This window comes from Pararhizobium qamdonense (genome assembly GCF_029277445.1).
Taxonomy (GTDB): Bacteria; Pseudomonadota; Alphaproteobacteria; order Rhizobiales; family Rhizobiaceae; genus Pararhizobium; species Pararhizobium qamdonense.
On the sequence record NZ_CP119567.1, the window covers coordinates 151795 to 170802 of the forward strand.

The 19008-nt window shown below is 59.4% G+C and carries 18 protein-coding genes; 17 read left to right on the top strand and 1 reads right to left on the bottom strand.

Annotated elements, in window-relative coordinates; translation table 11 throughout:
* Positions 1-37: 37 nt before the first annotated feature.
* From PYR65_RS22005 to PYR65_RS22055, 11 genes are all read left to right on the top strand, one after another.
* Positions 38-1024, top strand: coding sequence for an ABC transporter permease (locus PYR65_RS22005; protein WP_276121581.1), 987 nt, complete (start codon positions 38-40; stop codon positions 1022-1024).
* Positions 1024-1818: an ABC transporter permease gene (locus PYR65_RS22010; RefSeq protein WP_276121582.1), complete on the top strand. Its 795-nt coding sequence runs from the start codon at positions 1024-1026 to the stop codon at positions 1816-1818. Before PYR65_RS22005 ends, PYR65_RS22010 begins: the two co-directional genes overlap by 1 nt.
* On the top strand, positions 1818-2903 hold the full coding sequence (locus tag PYR65_RS22015) for an ABC transporter ATP-binding protein (RefSeq protein ID WP_276121583.1): 1086 nt from the start codon (positions 1818-1820) through the stop codon (positions 2901-2903). The genes PYR65_RS22010 and PYR65_RS22015 overlap by 1 nt, the downstream gene beginning before the upstream one ends.
* 94 nt (positions 2904-2997) lie before the next feature.
* Positions 2998-4497 carry an NAD(P)-binding domain-containing protein gene (locus PYR65_RS22020; protein WP_276121584.1) on the top strand — a complete coding sequence of 500 codons (1500 nt, stop codon included), beginning with the start codon at positions 2998-3000 and terminating at the stop codon, positions 4495-4497.
* Positions 4498-4508: 11 nt separating this feature from the next.
* On the top strand, positions 4509-5009 hold the full coding sequence (locus tag PYR65_RS22025) for a CMD domain-containing protein (protein WP_276121585.1): 501 nt from the start codon (positions 4509-4511) through the stop codon (positions 5007-5009).
* A complete protein-coding gene (locus PYR65_RS22030) occupies positions 5006-5581 on the top strand; it encodes a peroxidase-related enzyme (protein ID WP_276121586.1) in 576 nt (191 codons plus the stop codon). The genes PYR65_RS22025 and PYR65_RS22030 overlap by 4 nt, the downstream gene beginning before the upstream one ends.
* A 40-nt stretch (positions 5582-5621) precedes the next feature.
* Complete coding sequence (locus tag PYR65_RS22035) at positions 5622-6236, top strand: helix-turn-helix domain-containing protein (protein ID WP_276121587.1); 615 nt, start codon at positions 5622-5624, stop codon at positions 6234-6236.
* Between the two features lie 49 nt (positions 6237-6285).
* Positions 6286-7368 (top strand): NAD/NADP-dependent octopine/nopaline dehydrogenase family protein, encoded by a 1083-nt coding sequence (locus tag PYR65_RS22040; protein ID WP_276121588.1) that lies wholly within the window; start codon positions 6286-6288, stop codon positions 7366-7368.
* 132 nt (positions 7369-7500) lie between these two features.
* Entirely contained in the window at positions 7501-8688 is a 1188-nt protein-coding gene (locus PYR65_RS22045; RefSeq protein ID WP_276121589.1) for a glycine C-acetyltransferase, read from the top strand.
* A gap of 189 nt (positions 8689-8877) precedes the next feature.
* Complete coding sequence (gene tdh / locus PYR65_RS22050; protein ID WP_276120761.1) at positions 8878-9912, top strand: L-threonine 3-dehydrogenase; 1035 nt, start codon at positions 8878-8880, stop codon at positions 9910-9912.
* 118 nt (positions 9913-10030) lie between these two features.
* Entirely contained in the window at positions 10031-11347 is a 1317-nt protein-coding gene (locus PYR65_RS22055) for an MATE family efflux transporter (RefSeq protein WP_276121590.1), read from the top strand.
* Positions 11348-11387: 40 nt separating this feature from the next.
* Here PYR65_RS22055 and PYR65_RS22060 read toward each other — a convergent pair whose 3' ends face one another.
* A complete protein-coding gene (locus tag PYR65_RS22060; protein ID WP_276121591.1) occupies positions 11388-12131 on the bottom strand; it encodes a response regulator transcription factor in 744 nt (247 codons plus the stop codon).
* A gap of 450 nt (positions 12132-12581) precedes the next feature.
* Between PYR65_RS22060 and PYR65_RS22065 the strand changes: the two genes are divergently transcribed.
* From PYR65_RS22065 to PYR65_RS22090, 6 genes are all read left to right on the top strand, one after another.
* Positions 12582-13892 (top strand): polysaccharide biosynthesis/export family protein, encoded by a 1311-nt coding sequence (locus PYR65_RS22065; protein WP_276121592.1) that lies wholly within the window; start codon positions 12582-12584, stop codon positions 13890-13892.
* 85 nt (positions 13893-13977) lie between these two features.
* Positions 13978-14856, top strand: coding sequence for a glucose-1-phosphate thymidylyltransferase RfbA (gene rfbA / locus PYR65_RS22070; RefSeq protein WP_276121593.1), 879 nt, complete (start codon positions 13978-13980; stop codon positions 14854-14856).
* Positions 14853-15431: a dTDP-4-dehydrorhamnose 3,5-epimerase gene (rfbC, locus tag PYR65_RS22075; RefSeq protein WP_060636870.1), complete on the top strand. Its 579-nt coding sequence runs from the start codon at positions 14853-14855 to the stop codon at positions 15429-15431. The genes rfbA and rfbC overlap by 4 nt, the downstream gene beginning before the upstream one ends.
* Positions 15428-16492, top strand: coding sequence for a dTDP-glucose 4,6-dehydratase (rfbB, locus tag PYR65_RS22080; protein WP_276121594.1), 1065 nt, complete (start codon positions 15428-15430; stop codon positions 16490-16492). Before rfbC ends, rfbB begins: the two co-directional genes overlap by 4 nt.
* Positions 16489-17406, top strand: a complete 918-nt coding sequence (gene rfbD, locus PYR65_RS22085; RefSeq protein WP_276121595.1) for a dTDP-4-dehydrorhamnose reductase — start codon at positions 16489-16491, stop codon at positions 17404-17406. Before rfbB ends, rfbD begins: the two co-directional genes overlap by 4 nt.
* Before the next feature lie 5 nt (positions 17407-17411).
* Positions 17412-18920: an O-antigen translocase gene (locus tag PYR65_RS22090; protein ID WP_276121596.1), complete on the top strand. Its 1509-nt coding sequence runs from the start codon at positions 17412-17414 to the stop codon at positions 18918-18920.
* The last annotated feature ends 88 nt before the right edge of the window (positions 18921-19008 follow it).

Genomic DNA, 19008 nt, shown 5'->3' on the forward strand with positions numbered 1-19008 from the left:
GCGGTACAGGCCGATCTGCGCCAACCGAGATTGTTTGATGGTGAATAGCAACACGATAGCCGGGGATGCGGCAGGGCGCGGTGCGTCCATACCCAAATATTCGACCCGCATAGCGCAGATCGTCAATTCCGCACTGTACCGGCATACGCTGGGCGCTGCGGTCGAGTCGCGGATCGGCCGCGTCATCCTTCTGGCCGGCGTGCCGCTGATCTGGTTGATCATGCTGCATATCGGTCCGATCTATCAGATGCTGAAGATCAGTCTTCTCTCCCATTACCCGATCCAGCCGGGCGTGGGATCGCATTTTACCCTGGCCAACTATGCGATCTTCTTCCGGGAATCTCTTTATTTCACGCCCCTGATCAAGAGCTTCGTCTTTGCAACGGCTGCAACGGCCATCACATTGGTCGTCGTCTACCCGGTCGCCTATTACGTTGCCAAGATCGTCAAGCCGGAAGGCCGGTCAAAAGCGCTGTTGCTGCTTCTGGTACCGTTTTGGGCTGGCGAACTGATCCGCACGTTTTCGGTGATCATGCTTTTGGCCAATCGCGGCGCCGTCAACGTGCTCTTGCGCGAGATCGGCCTGATCGACCGGCCCATTCCGATGCTCTACACATCGTTCTCGCTCGGCTTCGGTTTGGTCTATCTGATCTGCCTTTATATGCTTTTGCCGCTGTACTCGGCGATCGAAAAAATCCCAACCCAGTATCTGGACGCAGCTTCCGACCTCGGGGCCGGACCGTTCACGCGCTTTCGCAGGATCATCCTGCCTCTGTCCAAGGACGGTATCGTATCAGGCTGTTCGCTGGTGTTCCTGACCTGCATCGGCGTCTTTGCAACCCCGATGCTGCTCGGCGGTCCGAACACCGTATTGTTTCCCGAAACGATCAGCGGCTTCTTCCATGGCGCCAGTGACAAATGGCCTGTTGGTGCGGCCTTCGCGCTGATCATGCTGGTGACGGCACTGATTGCGGCGGGGATATTCATGCGCCTTGTCGGCGGCAAGAAAAGGAGTGCGTTTTGATGCGCAACATGGTTTCCGACGCGCCGCGCACGACGCTGACGGCGTTCTACTGGGCCTTCATTCTTTACCTGCTCCTGCCGCTCACTTTAATGATGGCGATGAGCTTCAAGGATGCCAATTTCGTCGCATTCCCGATCGGCGATTGGACATTCGATTGGTATGTGAAGGTCATGCAGGACAAGCAGTTCCTGGAGGCATGCCTTTACTCGATCATGATCGCAGCCGCCGCAACGCTTGCCGCAACCACGCTCGGGACATGGATTGCCATGCTGATCGTTGCCGACGGCATCCGTGGCCGGACGATCATCTTTGCTCTCGCCTGCCTGCCTGCCGTCGTGCCGGGGATGATTTCGGCAATTTCGTTGCGCATCTTCATCTCGACGATCGATATGCCGACGGGAACGGCGGCCATCATCCTTGGCCATACCGTCCATGCGGTGCCGTTCGTCGTGGTGATGGCTCTCACACGCCTTCGCTCCATGCCCAGCAATCTGGTCGATGCGGCGCGGGATCTGGGAGCCGACAATATCGTTGCCTTCTTCCGCGTCACGCTTCCCTATCTGGGGCCGGCGCTGTTTGGCGGCATGATCTTCTGCGTCCTCCTGTCGATCGACGATTTCGTCCGCACGTTCTTCCTTGGCGGTTATCGTCCCACGCTGCCCATGCTGATCTTTGCCAAGGTGCAGGGCGGCATGTCTCCTGAAATCAACGCAATGGCGACGATTGTCCTGGTGGTTACGGCCGCCGTCGGATTGTACGCCGAATTTATCACCCGCCGCGCGAGGACCCGCTGATGGAACCCGTCGTCCAATTCGACAATGTCAACAAGAGCTACGGCAAGCATGTCGCCGTCGATAACCTGAACCTCAGCATCGAGGCCGGCAAGTTCGTCACGCTGCTCGGACCCTCCGGCTGCGGAAAATCCACCTCGCTGCGCATGCTCGGCGGCTTCGAGACGCCGACATCCGGCCGCATCATGCTGAGCGGCAAGGATGTGACCCGCGTTCCGCCCAACAAGCGCAACGTGAATATCGTGTTCCAGGATTACGCGCTGTTTCCGCATATGAGCGTCGCCAAGAACATCGCCTTCGGCCTCGAACTGAAAGGCTTCGACAACCAGCGTATCCACCGGCGGGTGTCGGAATTGCTCGAACTCGTGCAGCTGCAGGATTATGCCCATCGCCTGCCGGCGGAACTGTCCGGCGGCCAGCGCCAGCGTGTTGCGCTCATGCGCGCGCTGGCACCGGATCCAGACGTTCTCCTTCTCGACGAGCCACTGTCTGCACTCGATGCCAAGCTGCGCCAACAGATGCAGATCGAGCTCAAGGCGATCCAGGAACAGACCGGCAAGACCTTCATGTTCGTGACGCACGATCAGGAAGAAGCGCTGACGATGTCCGACACGATCGTGGTCATGAACAAGGGCCGCATCGAGCAGATGGGTGATCCCAACACGCTCTACGGCAGGCCGGGCTCCGTCTTCGTGGCCAATTTCATCGGCGAGACCAACCTGTTGCGCAGCACGGTGATCAGCTCCGAGGGTGATGTCGCCGCTCTCGATTGGAACGGCGTCACCATTACGGCCAATCCCGGCGGTCTTGCGCCCCGGCATGGCGAACATCTCTACGTGGTTCTGCGGCCGGAGGCGATCCACTGCTCGGCGGGCGAGCCCACAAGCGGCAACCGCATCAAGGGCAAGATCCGCCAGCGCGTGTTCAAGGGCAATCACACCTCGATGATGGTCGAGGTTGCCGGTGGCGCCTTGCTCAATACGCTGGTTCATCCCAGCGATGTCGCCCAACTGAGCGGTGAAGACATCTGGCTGGGCTGGAAGCCCGAAACCACGACGGTCATTCCGGACCGGCACGCTCAGAATTGAGCAATGGCGGCCCGCATCGCTTCCGGTGCGGGTCTCAAGGCAGGAAGGCGGCCGCTGCGAACCATGGGTTCCATCGGCAGCGGAGGTGAGACCCATGTCCGATAATGTACAGACACCGCTCCAGTCTGCGGCAACGAGCCTGCAGGAACTGGAACAGCGTGTGCGCGATGATCTTGCCTGCCTGTGCTATCCGCCGGCAAACTGGGTTGTGCCGACGGCCGCTGATGGCGGGGAGACGGTTCACGATGTCGTCGTCATCGGCGGCGGCATGTGCGGTCTGGTCGCCAGTTTCGCGCTGATCGGTGCCGGCATCCAGAACATCCGCATCTTCGACCGCAATCAGCCGGGCCTTGAGGGTCCATGGCTTACCTATGCCCGCATGGAAACCCTGCGCTCGCCCAAGCAACTGACCGGGCCCGCCTATGGCATGGCGTCGCTGACTTTTCGCGCCTGGTACATTGCCCAGTTCGGCAACGACGCCTGGGCTAGCCTTGATAAGATTCCGCGCCCGATGTGGATGGATTATCTCCGCTGGTACCGCAAGGTGCTCGCCCTTCCGGTTGAAAATAGCGTCGAGGTCAAGACGATCCTGCCGGAGGGTGAGCTGATGCGCCTGACACTGACGGGCGAAGGCACCACGGAAACATCGGTGCTTGCCCGCAAGGTCGTCATGGCGACCGGCCGTGACGGAATGGGCCATCCGAGCATCCCGGACTTCGTCAAAGACCTGCCGCAAAAATACTGGGCACATTCCGCGCATGATATCGATTTTGCGGCCCTGCGCGGCAAGCGGGTCGTGGTTGTCGGCGTCGGCGCCTCTGCCGTCGACAATGCCGCCGAGGCGCTTGAGGCGGGAGCGGCGGAAGTGCGCCATCTCATCCGGCGCAAGGAAATGCCCCGCGTCAACAAACTGATGGGTATCGGCTCGTTCGGCTTTACCGCTGCCTTTCCGCAACTGGGTGACGCCAGGCGCTGGCAGATCATGAACTATTCGCTGCGCACCCAGACACCGGCCCCCAGGGGATCGACGATGCGCGTCAGCCGGCATCCGAACGCCTCATTCCATTTTGACGCGGCCGTCGAAACGACGGAACTCGATGGCGACGAAATTGTCATCACCACATCGCAGGGCAATGCGGTCCGCGCCGACTTCCTCATTCTCGGGACGGGCTTCGGCGTCGATCCGCTGGCGCGCAAGGAGCTTGACGGTTATGCCGGCAAGATCCTGTTATGGCAGGACCGTTACGCCCCGCCGGTGGGCGAAGAGAACGCGTATCTCGGCAAATTCCCCTATCTCGCCGATGATTTCACCTTTCTTGAGCGCGAGCCCGGACAGGCGCCCTGGCTTGCCAATATCCACAGCTTCAATTCCGGTGCAGCTGCAAGCCTCGGCAAGGTCAGCGGCGATATTCCCGGCATCAGCGAAGGCGCGGCGTGGCTGGCGCGTGAGATTGCAGCCAAGCTCTATACCGAGAATTTCGACCAATATTGGCAGCGGCTGCTCGATTACGACACGCCCGAATTGCGCGGCGATGAATGGACAGCCTCGCCTCTGCCGGACAGCGCTGACCTCGCTGCCCGCAAGCAGGCTTAGGAGACCATGAAATGGTAGAAAATGAGGACGTGGTTGCCGTGATCGCCGGCATCGAGCCCGGCAGCGCCTTGGCAAAGGTGGTGGCGGGCAGGGCCGATATCATGGGCTTGACGCAGCAGACGCATGACGGCGCCCTGACACCGGAACATCCCGGCGGGTTGTCGCATGCCGAGCGCGCAGCGCTGGCCTTGCGCATCGCAAAGATCAATGACCACAAGGCCTTTGAAGACCATTTTGAAGCGATGCTCGACAAGGCGGGCGCGCCTGATGCCGCCGCCCGTCTGGCTGACATCTGGTTTGACGGCGGCAGCGATGTGCGGGCGAAAGCGCTCATCCGGCATGTCGATCTGGTTGCGCATGCACCCAAAGATGCAACGCGCCGGGATATCGAAGTGCTGCAGGAGGCGGGCATTGCCGATGCCGATATCGTACGGCTGTCGGAACTTGTCGCTTTCGTCAGCTATCAGATCAGGGTCGCCGTTGGCCTGCAATTGATGCGGGGGCTGGTATGAGCAACATCGTGCACGACTTCACCACCGAGATCCCGGTCTGGAAGCCCTATGTGGCCCCGCTCGATCTTGCTGAGGCGAGCGCCGAGCAGCTGGATGCGCTGAAGATCACACCGTCCAACACCAAGGTTTCGGATTACGTTCTGGTTCTTGCCCATGACGTCGAAACGCTGAAACACAGATCGCCGCTGTTCAACGCGGTCATGTACAATCGTGGTGGCCTGTCGCGCGCCGAGCGTGAAATCGGCGCGGTCGGCGCGTCCATCGTCAATCGCTGCATCTATTGCGCGGCAGTTCACGCCAGCCGCTACAATCAGCTGACCAAGGATGAGGATGTCATCGCTGCCATCTTTTCAGACGGTGTGGATGCCGAGATCGATCCGCGCCTGAAGGCGATCCTGTCCTTCGCGGTCAAGCTTTCCAAATGCCCTCCCGAGGCAAATGCAGCCGATATGGCAGCGCTCGTGGAGGCCGGGCTGGGAGAGGACGAAATCCTCGATCTCATCCTGTCCACATCTCTGTTCGGATGGGCCAACCGGCTCATGCACACACTTGGCGAGCCGGTCAAAGACTGATTGGCACGGCGCGTACTGGTTCGGCAAAGGGGGAAGAAGCATGCTGTCCATCAATCCGCCCGAAATCGGGCCACGCCTGCAGGCCTATCGGAAGGACTTGAATCTGACGCTTGCGGAGCTTGCGGCAATGTCGGGTGTCTCCCGCTCGATGCTGTCGGAAATTGAACGCGGCAATGCCAATCCGACCTATGGAACGCTCTGGCATCTGACCCGGGCGCTCAAGATCGACCTGAACAGCCTGATCGGCGGCGCCAGCGAGGAGCGCGGCGGTGGATCGATCATCGATCTGCAGCCCGGCAATCTGACGCCGACTATCCGCAGCGCCGATGGAACCTGCACGCTGCAGATCCTGTCTCCGGCCAACATGGTTTCGCTGATCGAATGGTATCTCCTGAGTTTCGAAGCCGAAGGCGAGTTGGCAAGCGACCCTCATGGGGCAGGAACCATCGAGCATTTGCACTGCACCAAGGGCGAGATCGTCGTGCGCAGTGCAGGCAGCACGATGATCGTGCGGGCAGGCGAGACGGCACGCTACGCCGCCGACGTGCCCCATTCGCTGAAAAGCGTTGGGCCGATCGGGGCCGGGGCATTTCTGGTAGTGGCATCCGGAGATGTCGCGCCCAATACACAGCGGACATCGATACGTCCAAAATAATGACCGGGTTTTGGCCGGTTCGACAGAGTGAGCAGAAAAGGAAGTTATGATGCGGGTAGGTATTGTTGGTGCGGGTTCGATCGCCTTTGGAACGGCCGTCCTGGTCGAGCAGCAGGGACACAAGGTCACCTTGTGGTCGCCATCGGGCGAGCGCACAAAAGCCCTTGCCACCGGCGAGCCACTGATTGCCGAGGGCGCAATCCAGGGCAGGTTCCACCCCGCCGTCGCGGCCACGGCCGCCGAACTCGTTGCCGGCGCCGACGCGCTGGTCATCGCGCTGCCGGCCTATGGCCACAAGACCGTGCTTGACGCCATCGCGCCCTACGTGACGCAGGAGCAGACGGTCATCTTCAGTTCGCATGCCTCCTTTGGCGCGCTCTATCTGTCACGTCTTCTCACCGAGCGCGGCATCGTTGCCACGATCGTTGCCTGGGGCACGACCGCAGTGTCCGGACGGCAGCGCAGTCCGACATCGGTCAATGTGAACACGGTGCGCAAACAGGTCGATATCGCAACCGTGCCGGCCTCGCGCAGCGCGGCGGGCATTGCCGTTTGCAAAGATCTGTTCGGCGACCGTTTTCTCGATCGCGGCAGCCTGATGGCGATCGCGCTGTCCAACCTCAATCCGCAAAATCACATGGGCATCGCGCTTGGCAATATGACGCGCATGGAGCGGGGCGAAAGCTGGAGCCAGGGGCAGAATGTCACGCCGAATGTCGGGCGTCTGCTGGAGGAGCTCGACCAGGAACGGATCGCGATTGCCAGCAAGCTCGGCCTTGACGTGCGCAACATCTTCCAGCATTTCCATCTGTCATTCCATGTGCCGGTCAGCTCCATTTCGCAGATGAACCAGGAGATGCACGACGCCGGCAATGGCGGCAGCGGGCCGACAACGGCCGACAGCCGCTACGTGACGGAGGATGTCCCCTTCGGCCTGGTAATGACGGCAAAGATCGGACGCCTGGCTGGCCATCCGGCAGAGCTGCACGAAGCAGGCGTGCGGATCTTCTCGGCCATGTATGGTCGCGATTTTACCGCCGAGAACGATCTTCTGAACGCCCTCGATCTGGATGCGATGTCGTTGGAAGAATTGAAGGACCTCTGCCAGAACGGCTTTGCCGCCGCTGCCTGATTGTCTTTTCGGCAGCACAGGACCGAAGACTGGTGATGATGGGGAAGAGTATCCCTCCATCATCGCACATGATCACATTCCCAAAGCTGGTGCGTGACAAGCGTTACCGGCGCAAACAAGGCTGCATCTGTAATGAGCAACGCATTTTTGTCCCATCTCTCCACCGAGCTTTCCGGGTTGAAATCCTCCGGTCTTTACAAGACCGAGCGGGTGATCGTGTCGATGCAGGCGGGGGAGATCGAGGTTGCGTCGGGGGCGAAGGTTTTGAACTTTTGCGCCAACAATTATCTCGGTCTTGCCGACAGTGCCGAGCTGATCGATGCCGGCAAACGGGCGCTGGACCGTTACGGCTACGGCATGGCCTCGGTGCGCTTCATCTGCGGCACGCAGGAGGAGCACAAGCAGCTGGAGGCGCGCATCTCGTCGTTTCTGGGGATGGAAGACACGATCCTCTATTCCTCCTGTTTCGATGCCAATGGCGGCCTGTTTGAGACGTTGCTGGGGGAGGAGGATGCGATCATTTCCGATGCGCTCAACCATGCCTCGATCATCGATGGCGTGCGGCTCTCCAAGGCCAAACGCTTCCGCTATGCCAATAATGACATGGGCGCGCTGGAGGAGGAACTGAAGAAGGCGGAAGGCGCGCGCTTCAAGCTGATCGCCACCGACGGCGTGTTTTCGATGGACGGCATCATCGCCAATCTGCAGGGCGTCTGCGATCTCGCCGACCAATATGGCGCCATGGTCATGGTCGATGACAGCCATGCGGTCGGATTTGTCGGCAAGCATGGGCGCGGCTCGGCCGAATATTGCGGCGTCGAGGGCCGGGTGGATATCATCACCGGCACACTCGGCAAGGCGCTGGGCGGCGCCTCCGGTGGTTATACGTCGGCGAAAACCGAGGTGGTGGACTGGCTGCGGCAGCGCTCGCGTCCCTATCTGTTTTCCAACACGCTGGCGCCGGTGATTGCGGCGGCATCGCTGAAAGTGTTCGACCTGATCGACCATGGCGATGCACTGCGTGATCGCCTGCAAGCCAATGCAACACTGTTTCGCACTGAGATGAGGAGGCTCGGCTTTACGCTGGCCGGCGAGGGCCATCCGATCATTCCGGTGATGCTGGGCGATGCGTCGCTGGCGCAGGCCTTTGCGGCGAGAATGCTGGAAAAGGGCGTCTACGTCGTCGGCTTCGCCTTCCCGGTCGTGCCCAAGGACCAGGCCCGCATCCGCACCCAGATGTCGGCATCCCATAGCGAGGCCGATGTGCGCCGCGCGATTGCCGTATTCGAAGAGGTCGGGCGGGAGCTGGGTGTGATCTGAACCTTGACCTCCCCCTTGAGGGGGGAGGTCGCAGCGCAGCTGCGGGTGGGGGTGACCACCGCGAACACGAAGGTCCGTTTGCGTGGGCCGCAGATCACCCCACCCCGCCGCTGCGCGCCGACCCTCCCCCTCAAGGGGAGGGTGGAAGACACCTGTCGCCGCTGACAAGAATAGTCCAAGGAACCACCGATGACCAACATGATGAAAGCCCTCGTCAAATCCAGAGCCGAACCCGGCCTGTGGATGGAGCATGTTCCGGTGCCCGAACCCGGTCCCAACGACGTTTTGATCAAGGTGAGGAAATCGGCGATCTGCGGCACCGACGTGCATATCTGGAACTGGGACCAATGGGCGCAAAAGACCATTCCGGTGCCGATGGTCGTCGGCCATGAATTTGTCGGCGTGATTGCTGAGATTGGTTCGGCCGTGACCAAATACCATGTTGGCGAACGCGTCTCGGGCGAGGGGCATATCGTCTGCGGCAAGTGCCGCAATTGCCGGGCGGGCCGGGGGCATCTGTGCCGCAACACGCTGGGTGTCGGCGTGCACCGGCCGGGCTCGTTCGGCGAATATGTCTGCATTCCCGAATATAATGTCGTTGCCATCCCCGACGAAGTGCCCGACGAGGTCGCGGCAATCTTTGATCCGTTTGGCAATGCCGTGCACACGGCGCTGTCCTTCGATGTGGTCGGCGAGGACGTGCTGGTCACCGGCGCCGGGCCGATCGGCATCATGGGCGCGCTGGTCGCCAAGCGCTCCGGTGCCCGTAAGGTGGTGATTACCGACATCAACCCGGTGCGCCTCGCGCTCGCCGAAACGATGGGCATCGATTACGTCGTCGATGCGTCAAGGGAAAACCTGTCGGATGTGATGACACGCATCGGCATGACCGAGGGGTTCGATGTCGGCCTGGAAATGTCGGGGGCAGCGCCTGCGTTTCGCGACATGATTGATAAGATGAACAATGGCGGCAAGATCGCCATTCTCGGCATTGCATCCACCGGTTTCGAGATCGACTGGAACAAGGTGATCTTCAAGATGCTCAACCTGAAGGGCATCTATGGCCGCGAGATGTTCGAGACCTGGTACAAGATGATCGCCTTCGTGCAGGGCGGCTTGGATCTCACTCCCATCATCACCCACCGCATCGGCATCGACGATTTCCGCGAGGGGTTCGAGGCGATGCGCTCCGGCAATTCCGGCAAGGTGGTCATGGACTGGTAAGGCAGGTCAAGGCGTGCGGACTGGGCTAACTTGAAACAACTGATTGCGGGAACGATAGAATGTCATTTCAGACCGGTGCACTGTCCTCCCGCGCGCGGCCTGGCAGACTATGAATAGCTTGCAGCCTGTAGATATGAAGGAAAACTGGAACCGCCGGATGGTGATGCTGGCGCTTCCCATTATTCTGGCCAATCTGGCGCAGCCGATCCTGTCCCTGGTCGATACGATGGTGGCCGGGCATTTGCCCGGCTCCTCCTATCTCGGCGGTGTCGCGCTTGCCGGGGTGCTGTTCAACTTCCTGTTCTGGAGTTTCAGCTTCCTGCGAATGGCAACGACCGGCCTGGTTTCCCAAGCTTGGGGTGCGCAAGACGGCGCTCTGATGCGCCTGCATCTGCTCCGGGCACTTCTAATTGCCGCAACCGGCGGAGCGATTATCATCATCCTGCAAAAGCCGATCGTCGAGCTTGGATTGGGATTCCTCGGCGGTAGTGCAGCGGTCTATGAAAGCGCTTCGGCCTACGCCTTTGCCCGCATCTGGTCCGCCCCTGCCGCGCTTGGAAATTTCGTCCTTCTCGGCTATCTCCTCGGATGCCAGCGGGTGATGATTTCGCTCGCCCTGCAGATCGCACTCAACGTCATCAATCTCGTTGCGACATTGACGCTGGTCTTTGTGTTCGACTGGGGCGTTGCCGGTATTGGTGCCGGCACAGCGCTTGCGGAGTGGATTGCCTTGATCGCGGGGCTTGTGATCGTCAAGCCGTTTGGCGCACGCCCGGCGCTGGCGTTGAGGGATCTTCTGGACAGGCTGGCGTTCCAGCGTCTTATCGCCGTCAACCGCGACATCTTTTTACGCAGCCTGTTTCTTCTGATCTGCTTTGGCTGGTTTGCCCGCAGCGGGGCTGCTGAGGGCGACGCCATTCTGGCGGCCAACGCCATCCTTCTCAATCTCCACGGCTTCACATCCTACGGTCTGGATGGGTTTGCCCACGCCACCGAAACGCTTGTCGGCTCTGTCATCGGTGCAAAACGCAAGGACGCGCTCACCCGCGTGATCAAAGCAGCCTTTCTGTGGTCGGGATTGGTCGCACTTCTGTTTTCGCTGTGTTATGCATTTGCCGGCCCATCGATCATCGCGCTCCTCACCAATCAGGAGGATGTGCGGGCCGTTGCCACCATCTTCCTTCCGTATCTCGTCGTCCTGCCGCTCGTTTCGGTCACCAGCTATATGCTCGACGGGGTTTTTATCGGCGCAATGCGAACACGGGAATTGCGCAACAGCATGTTTGTTTCGACGGTCATCTTCCTTGTGGCGGCCTATGTGTTGCAGCAATTCTTCGGCAATCATGGACTGTGGATGGCTATGATGGTGCTGATGTTTGCAAGAGCCGCAACGTTGGGTATCAGTCTGAAACGGCGGGGCTTTATCGACGGGTAGCCTGCCGTTCGAGCTTTAGGGCGCCGGCAAATGGAGCGCTCTAATTCTCGTTCATCGCGCGGCTGCCGTCATGGAGGTTGCGAAACCGCGCTGCGGCCTCTGTCCTGTTGTGAACACCCAATTTCCGGATGATGTGGTGCAGGTGAATCTTGACGGTATGCTCCGACAAACCGCATTCCGCAGCGATCAGCTTATTTTGCAGACCATGCGAAACCATGCCCAAGATTTGCGATTCCCGTGTGGTGAGCGACGCCATATTGACGTTAGCGGTCTTGGCCGTGCCGTTGTCTGAATATGCATGTGCTTTCTGGTCGCGGAGTTTTGCTTCGTGAATCAGTGCAGGAGGCAAATACTCAGCACCACACAGAAGCAATCGCATGATCGACAACCAGACGTCGAGCCTGAGATCCATCGGCAAAACGCTTCGAATAAGCGGAGACCTGATGACATCGCTGATCGATGTCACCAAAACCTTGTCATAGGGCTCGATCACCGCAGTCAATGCGTGTGGATGCATGCGCAGGAGTTCGGAGGCCTCGGCCTCGGCTTTTCTCATCAAGGCTCTATCGACCAGGATGAGTGCGACCGGATAGGAGAAGACCGCACATGCGGTGTCGATCGTATCGACCTGCTCGACCCGTATCCATGGGAATTCGCGCTCCAAAGCATCGATAAGAGATGGCGATATGCTCCCGCTGTTTGCCAGGATCAAAATGACCCGTTGTGGTCCAACGCGTCTGCTGGCCCCCGCAGCGTCATGCTCATTCCCGTCCAACAGCATCATGTCTGTACCCATCACTCTGCGCACGCCCAAGCCAGATAACGACCAAAGTCCGAACGGAATCCATGCGTTCGATCCAGACTGTAGCTGACGATGGGAACAGCCGCGACGGCGCAAAACGGCTGAGACGGGAGCATCGACGTTCGATGCGTGCGAAGATATGGCCGCATCATCCCTCATCCAAACGGACAGGGAGGGTAGCCGGCGGGGCACCCAAGCGGTGGTAGGTTTCTGCTTTAATCTTTAAGCCTCCACCACCCCGCTCCGTCTTCGGATTGGTCTGCATCAATCGATATAGAGGCCGTCATATTCTCGGCGGACGCCGCATCGCATTCTCACCCATATTGATGAAGCAAAGCCGCCGCTCTTCCCCTTCTCAATCTCGATGCAATGGGCACACTGAAGCTCAACCCGCGATGGGGCAGTTTGGCACTTTCAGCTTGGAGACATACGTTGCTTGTTTCATTCCGGCGTCACGAAAGCGCATTGCGTACACTGTTTGCCGCAGTCGCACTCAGTGTTTTGGGCGGCGCTTTTTCGCCCGTTCTCGCGGCTGATGATCAATTCCAGCCGCAGACAAAAATTCGCCTGACGGTCGTCCAGTGGATGCCCTCCAAGGGCGTTTATGAGAGGTGGGACGCGCTCGGTGGCGAATTCATGATTTCACAGGCGAAAACGGTGTCGCTTCCGATTATCGGCACGGTTTCCGTTGGGGGTCTTGATGGCGCGGGTCTGGCTGCAGAAATTGCCAGGCAATTGAAGACCAAAATCGGACTGGTGCAGACACCCGAGGCGACCATCGAAATTCTGGAGCGGCCGCCGATCTACGTTATCGGTGACGTGAACAAGCCTGGCGAATACGGGTTTCATCCGGGGCTGACGGTCCTGCAATCGGTGGCGATGAGCGGCGGGGAATTCAGGCCGTCGAACGGCTCAAAGAGGAGCTTTGATAAAACGGGTTATGTCGGCCAGTTGCAGGAGATCGGCAACGCGATTCTGCGCAGCAAAATCAAAATTGCCCGTCTTCAGGCTGAAATGTCGGATGGGACGGAAATGCGCCTGGAGCCGGACATGCAAGACGGCCACGGGATCGCTGCGGCCATATTCGAGCAGGAAAAAATTATCTACGCCGCTCGCCGCAATGACATGGATCGCCAGTCGAAATCCTATGCCGAGTTGCGCGATCTCCTCACATCCGAAATCGCCACGATCGAAAAGAAGATTTCCAGCACGGACGAGGACATTGTGTCCGTCCAAAAAGAACTGACCAATGTCAAAAGCATGGTCGAGCGCGGCATCGCGCTGCCATCGCGCCAATCCGACCTCGAGCGCACATTGCGCAGCTATCACGGCAACCGGCTCGACCTTGTGACGGCCATCATGCGGGCGCGCCAGAATATCGCTGAGACAACGCGCAGCCTCGATGGTCTCTACGACAAGCAGCGCACGGAAGTGGCCGTCGAACTCCAATTGGAACAGGCAAGCCTCGACCAGCAAAATCTGAAGCGGGACACGACGCAGAAGCTTCTGCTGGAGGCTTTGTCGGGAGATGCCGGTTCGCCGGCCGAGGCGGGTGGAGCGACGCTGGCTTTCAGCGTGACACGGCAGGAAGGCCAATCCATCCGCGAGATACCGGCATTGGATTCCACGGTCCTGCAGCCAGGCGATGTCGTGCGGGTCAGCCGCAAAGCGCCTGTGGCCCCGGCTGACGCCATGGTTTCCCCGGTGGATGCGGAAACCCAATCGGAACAGGCAAGTCAGTGAGGACGGACACGTTTGAGGCAGTAGCAGGTGGCGGGGCGGATCGAACCGCTCGGGGCAACGGAACAGAGAAAGCAAGGCATACGCTATGAAGGGGATCATACTTGCCGGGGGTAGCGGCACGCGTCTCTACCCTCTGACGATCGCGGTATCGAAACAGATGCTGCCAATCTACGACAAACCCATGATTTTCTACCCCTTGAGCGTCTTGATGCTGGCCGGCATCCGCGAAATTCTCATCATTTCCACGCCGCGCGACCTCCCCTGTTTCCAGGAGCTGTTTGGCGATGGGTCCGATTTCGGACTGAGCCTGTCTTATGCCGAACAGCCCCATCCGAATGGGCTCGCAGAAGCTTTCATCATTGGCCGCGACTTCATCGGCAAGGACAATGTCGCGATGATCCTCGGCGACAATATCTTCTTCGGGCATGGACTTCCCAATATTTGCAGGCAGGCGACGGCACGGGAAAAGGGTGCTTCGGTCTTTGCCTATCATGTCGAGGATCCCGAGCGCTACGGTGTCGTCAGCTTCGACAAATTGACCGGCAAAGCCATGACGATCGAAGAAAAGCCGGCCGAGCCGAAATCCAACTGGGCCGTGACCGGACTGTATTTTTACGACAATGATGTCATCGACATCGCCTCTTCCATCAGGCCATCCGATCGGGGCGAGCTCGAGATCACCACCGTCAACAATATCTATCTCGAGCGGGGCGATCTGCATGTCTGCCAGCTTGGGCGTGGCTATGCCTGGCTCGATACCGGCACCTATGACAGCCTGCAGGATGCCTCCTCGTTTGTGCGAACAGTGGAACGGCGGCAGGGGATCCAAATCGCCTGCCCGGAGGAAATTGCTCTGGATATGGGTTGGCTCCAGCCCGAAGAGGTCCTGCGGCGTGCATGCCTGCTCGGCAAGACCGCCTATGCGGCCTATCTGCGCCGGCGCGTAGAGGAATATGCAGCATGAGCCTCCAGATCAAATCGCTGGGGCTGGACGGTGTCTTGGAAATCCTGCCGCCGAAGTTTCAAGATGATCGGGGATTCTTCTCCGAAACATGGAACGCGCAATTGCTGAGCGACAGCGGCGTTAAGCTCGACTTTGTCCAGGACAATCATTCCCGCTCGATTGCGCCAGGCGTGCTGCGCGGGCTGCATTACCAACTTCCGCCCTATGCGCAGGACAAACTTGTTCGGGTGGTCAAGGGCTCCATCTTTGACGTCGTCGTCGATATCCGGCGTGGTTCTCCCAGTTTTGCGCAGTGGACAGCCCTGCGCATTTCTGCCTCCAAATGGAACCAGGTGCTCGTGCCCAAGGGGTTCGCCCATGGTTTTCTGACACTCGAGCCGGACACGGAGGTGGTCTACAAGGTCACCAGTCCCTACTCAGCCAGCCACAGCCGCTCGATACGCTACGACGACCCAGATATCGGGATTATCTGGCCGATGAATGCTTCGGCATTTCAACTCTCCGACAACGATCGCATGGCGCAGTCCCTTGATACAGCAGAGGTTTTCGACATGGCTGAGGAGAATGCGCTATGAATATCCTCGTTACGGGTGGTGCAGGTTTCATTGGTTCGGCGCTGTGCCGGCATCTCGTCGAGATCGGCGAGACCGTCATCAATGTCGATAAACTCACCTATGCCGGCAATCTGGCCTCTCTGCGATCCGTCGAAACCCGAGCGAACTATCGCTTCGTCAATGCCGATATCTGCAATGAAGCCGCGCTCGGCGAGCTGATGAGGCGGGAGAGGATCGACCGCGTCATTCATCTGGCAGCTGAAACACATGTCGACCGGTCGATCGATGGACCGGCCCAATTTATTGAAACCAACATTGTCGGCACCTTCCGGCTTCTTCAGGCATCGTTGAAATACTGGCGCCAGCTGTCTGAAACCGCGCAGCGGCAATTCCGCTTCCATCATGTTTCCACTGACGAAGTCTTTGGCGATCTGCCGTTCGACGACAGCACCTTCAACGAGCAAACACCTTATGCGCCGTCATCGCCCTATTCCGCGTCGAAGGCGGCGTCGGATCATCTGGTTCGCGCCTGGCATCACACTTTCGGCCTGCCGATCGTCATGTCCAATTGCTCGAACAATTACGGGCCCTACCATTTTCCGGAAAAACTCATTCCGTTGGTTCTTCTGAATGCGCTCGACGAGAAGCCCTTGCCGGTCTATGGCGCGGGAATGAACGTGCGTGACTGGCTCTATGTCGAAGATCATGCACGCGCGCTTGCGCTGATCGCAAGCCAGGGCACCATCGGCGAAAGCTACAATATCGGCGGAAGCTGCGAGCGTTCCAATCTCGCGGTCGTTCAGGCGATTTGCGATATTCTGGACAGCGCGAAGCCCCGCCGCAATCAAAAAAGCTACCGTGATCTCATCTGTTTCGTGGCCGACAGGCCCGGTCATGATCGCCGTTACGCGATGGATACAACGAAAATCGAGAGCGAGCTGGGTTGGAAGCCGCAGGAGAGTTTCGAGACCGGACTTTCGCAGACCATTGCCTGGTATCTCGACAATGAATGGTGGTGGAGGCCGATCCGGGATGGCGCTTATGCTGGTGCCCGGCTTGGCAGATTGGCTGCCGTGCAATGAAAATCCTGGTGACCGGCACGAAAGGGCAGGTGGTCACCAGCCTTGTCGAGGCCGCTGCCGCCATGGACGATATCGAGCTGGTCGCCGTTGGCCGGCCGGATTTCGATCTCGCCGACCCCTCCTCGGTCAGACAGACAATTCTTGCAGCCAAGCCTGACGTCGTCGTATCGTCCGCCGCCTATACTGCGGTTGACCGGGCCGAGGACGAACGCAATCTGGCTTATGCCATCAACGTCATGGGGGCCGCGGCGGTCGCCGAGGCCGCCGCCGTTCTGCGTGTGCCGATCATTCATCTTTCCACCGACTACGTGTTTTCCGGAACCGATCCCTACCCTTATCTGGAGGATGACGAGGCCGAACCGAAAACCGTGTACGGATACACCAAGTTGCGCAGCGAGCGCGCTGTGGCCAGCGTCAATCCGCGCCATGTCATCCTGCGGACGAGCTGGGTCTACAGTCCGTTCGGTGCAAACTTTGTGAAAACCATGCTGCGCATTGCCACGGAGCGGGAGAGCGTCGGTGTGGTCTCCGATCAGTGGGGAAATCCGACCTCGGCTCTCGACCTCGCAACAGCGATCCTTCTGATCGCAACCTACCCCGCCAGATACAATACCGGCATTTATCACTTTACCGGAACAGGCGAGACAAACTGGTCGGGGTTTGCCCGGCATGTGTTTGACATCAGCCGGGCCCATGGCGGCCCGTATGCCGACGTCGAAGACATTCTGTCCAGCGATTACCGTACCAGGGCCAGACGCCCGGCAAATTCCTGTCTTTCGACCGACAAGTTCGAAAGGGTGTTCGGCTGGCGCGCACCAAGCTGGCAAGCCAGCGTGGAAACGGTTGTCCGGCGCATCATCGACAGGGATTATCCCAATTTCTCTTCGCCGCTGCACGGCGCACATAAGGCTTGAAATTCATGAATGCGCGCGCGACACCGTCCGATGGACAGACCTACACGCAGATCCTCAAATCGACAGCCTTGATCGGCGGATCGTCGCTGATCACCGTTGCGTTCTCGATCATCCGCAACAAGGCGATGGCGGTCATTCTTGGACCCGAGGGCGTCGGGTTGATGGCCATCTACAGTTCGATCGCCGATATCGCCCAGGCTGTCGCAGGTCTGGGTGTCCAATCCAGCGGCGTGCGTCAGATTGCCGAGGCGGTCGGAACGGGCGATGCCGAAAAGATTGCCCGGACGGCCTTCATTTTGCAGCGCATCTCGATCGTCCTTGGTATTGCCGGCACGCTGTTGCTGGCATGTCTGGCATTTCCGGTCGCACATCTCACCTTCGGTGACCATCAGCATGCCGCCAGCGTCGCATTCCTCTCGCTGGCGATTTTCTTCCGGCTCGCTTCGGCGGGACAGACGGCGATGATTCAAGGCATGCGGGAGATCTCGGTGCTTGCCCGCATCAATCTGCTTACGGCAGTGTTTGCGACGGTGGTCACCATCCCTCTGGTCTACTTTTTCGGCTTTGAAGGCGTGGCGCCGTCGCTCGTTGCGATCGCTGCCGTGACCTTGCTGATCTCGTGGTGGTACAGCCGCAAGATGCCGCAAAGCGCCGGCAAATTGTCCGCGCCGCAGTTCAGGCAGGAACTGGGCGGGCTGCTGAAACTCGGGCTCGTCTTTATGGCCAGTGGATTGCTCACCCTTGCAGCCGCCTATATCGTGCGCATCATCGTGCTGCAGCACGGCGGCATTGTTGCGGCAGGGCTGTATCAGTCCGCCTGGGCACTCGGCAGCCTTTATGCCGGCTTTATCCTGCAGGCGATGGGCACCGACTTCTATCCGCGCCTGACGGCGATTGCCGGCGATCACACCGCTTGTAACCGTCTGGTCAACGAACAGGCCCAGGTCAGCATTCTGCTTGCCGGTCCGGGCGTGCTGGCAACGCTAACCTTTGCGCCTCTCGTCATGCGGCTGTTCTATTCTCCGGAATTCTATGGTGCTGCAGATCTCTTGCGCTGGATCTGCCTTGGCATGCTCCTGCGCATCATTGCCTGGCCCATGGGCTTCATCGTGCTGGCAAAGGGCGAACAGGCGATCTTCTTCTGGACGGAAGTTGCCGCGACCGTGGTGCATATCGGTCTCGCCTGGTTGCTGGTGGCCGAGTTCGGACTCGCCGGTTCTGCGGCTGCATTTTTCGGGCTCTACCTCTGGCACAGCATCCTCATCTACTTCTTCGCGCGCAAACTCACAGGCTTCCGCTGGTCTCCCGCCAATCTAAAAATCGGACTGATCTTCATCGTCTCCTCAGCCCTGGTGTTCTGCGCAACGCTTTTTCTCCCCTTCTGGCAAGCGACGGCCTTTGGCTCTCTCGCCGTGCTGCTGAGTGGACTGTATTCCTTGAAAATGCTGATCGGGCTTTTGCCGCCGGAGCAGCTTCCGCGTCCGGTCAGACGATGGGTTCTGAGAGTTGCCTGAAGGGCAAGAATACGGCTCGCCGGAAAGAAAGCCCCCGCGATAAACGCAAAACAGGAGACGCAAAGTCTGCATCTCCTGTTTGCAGTTA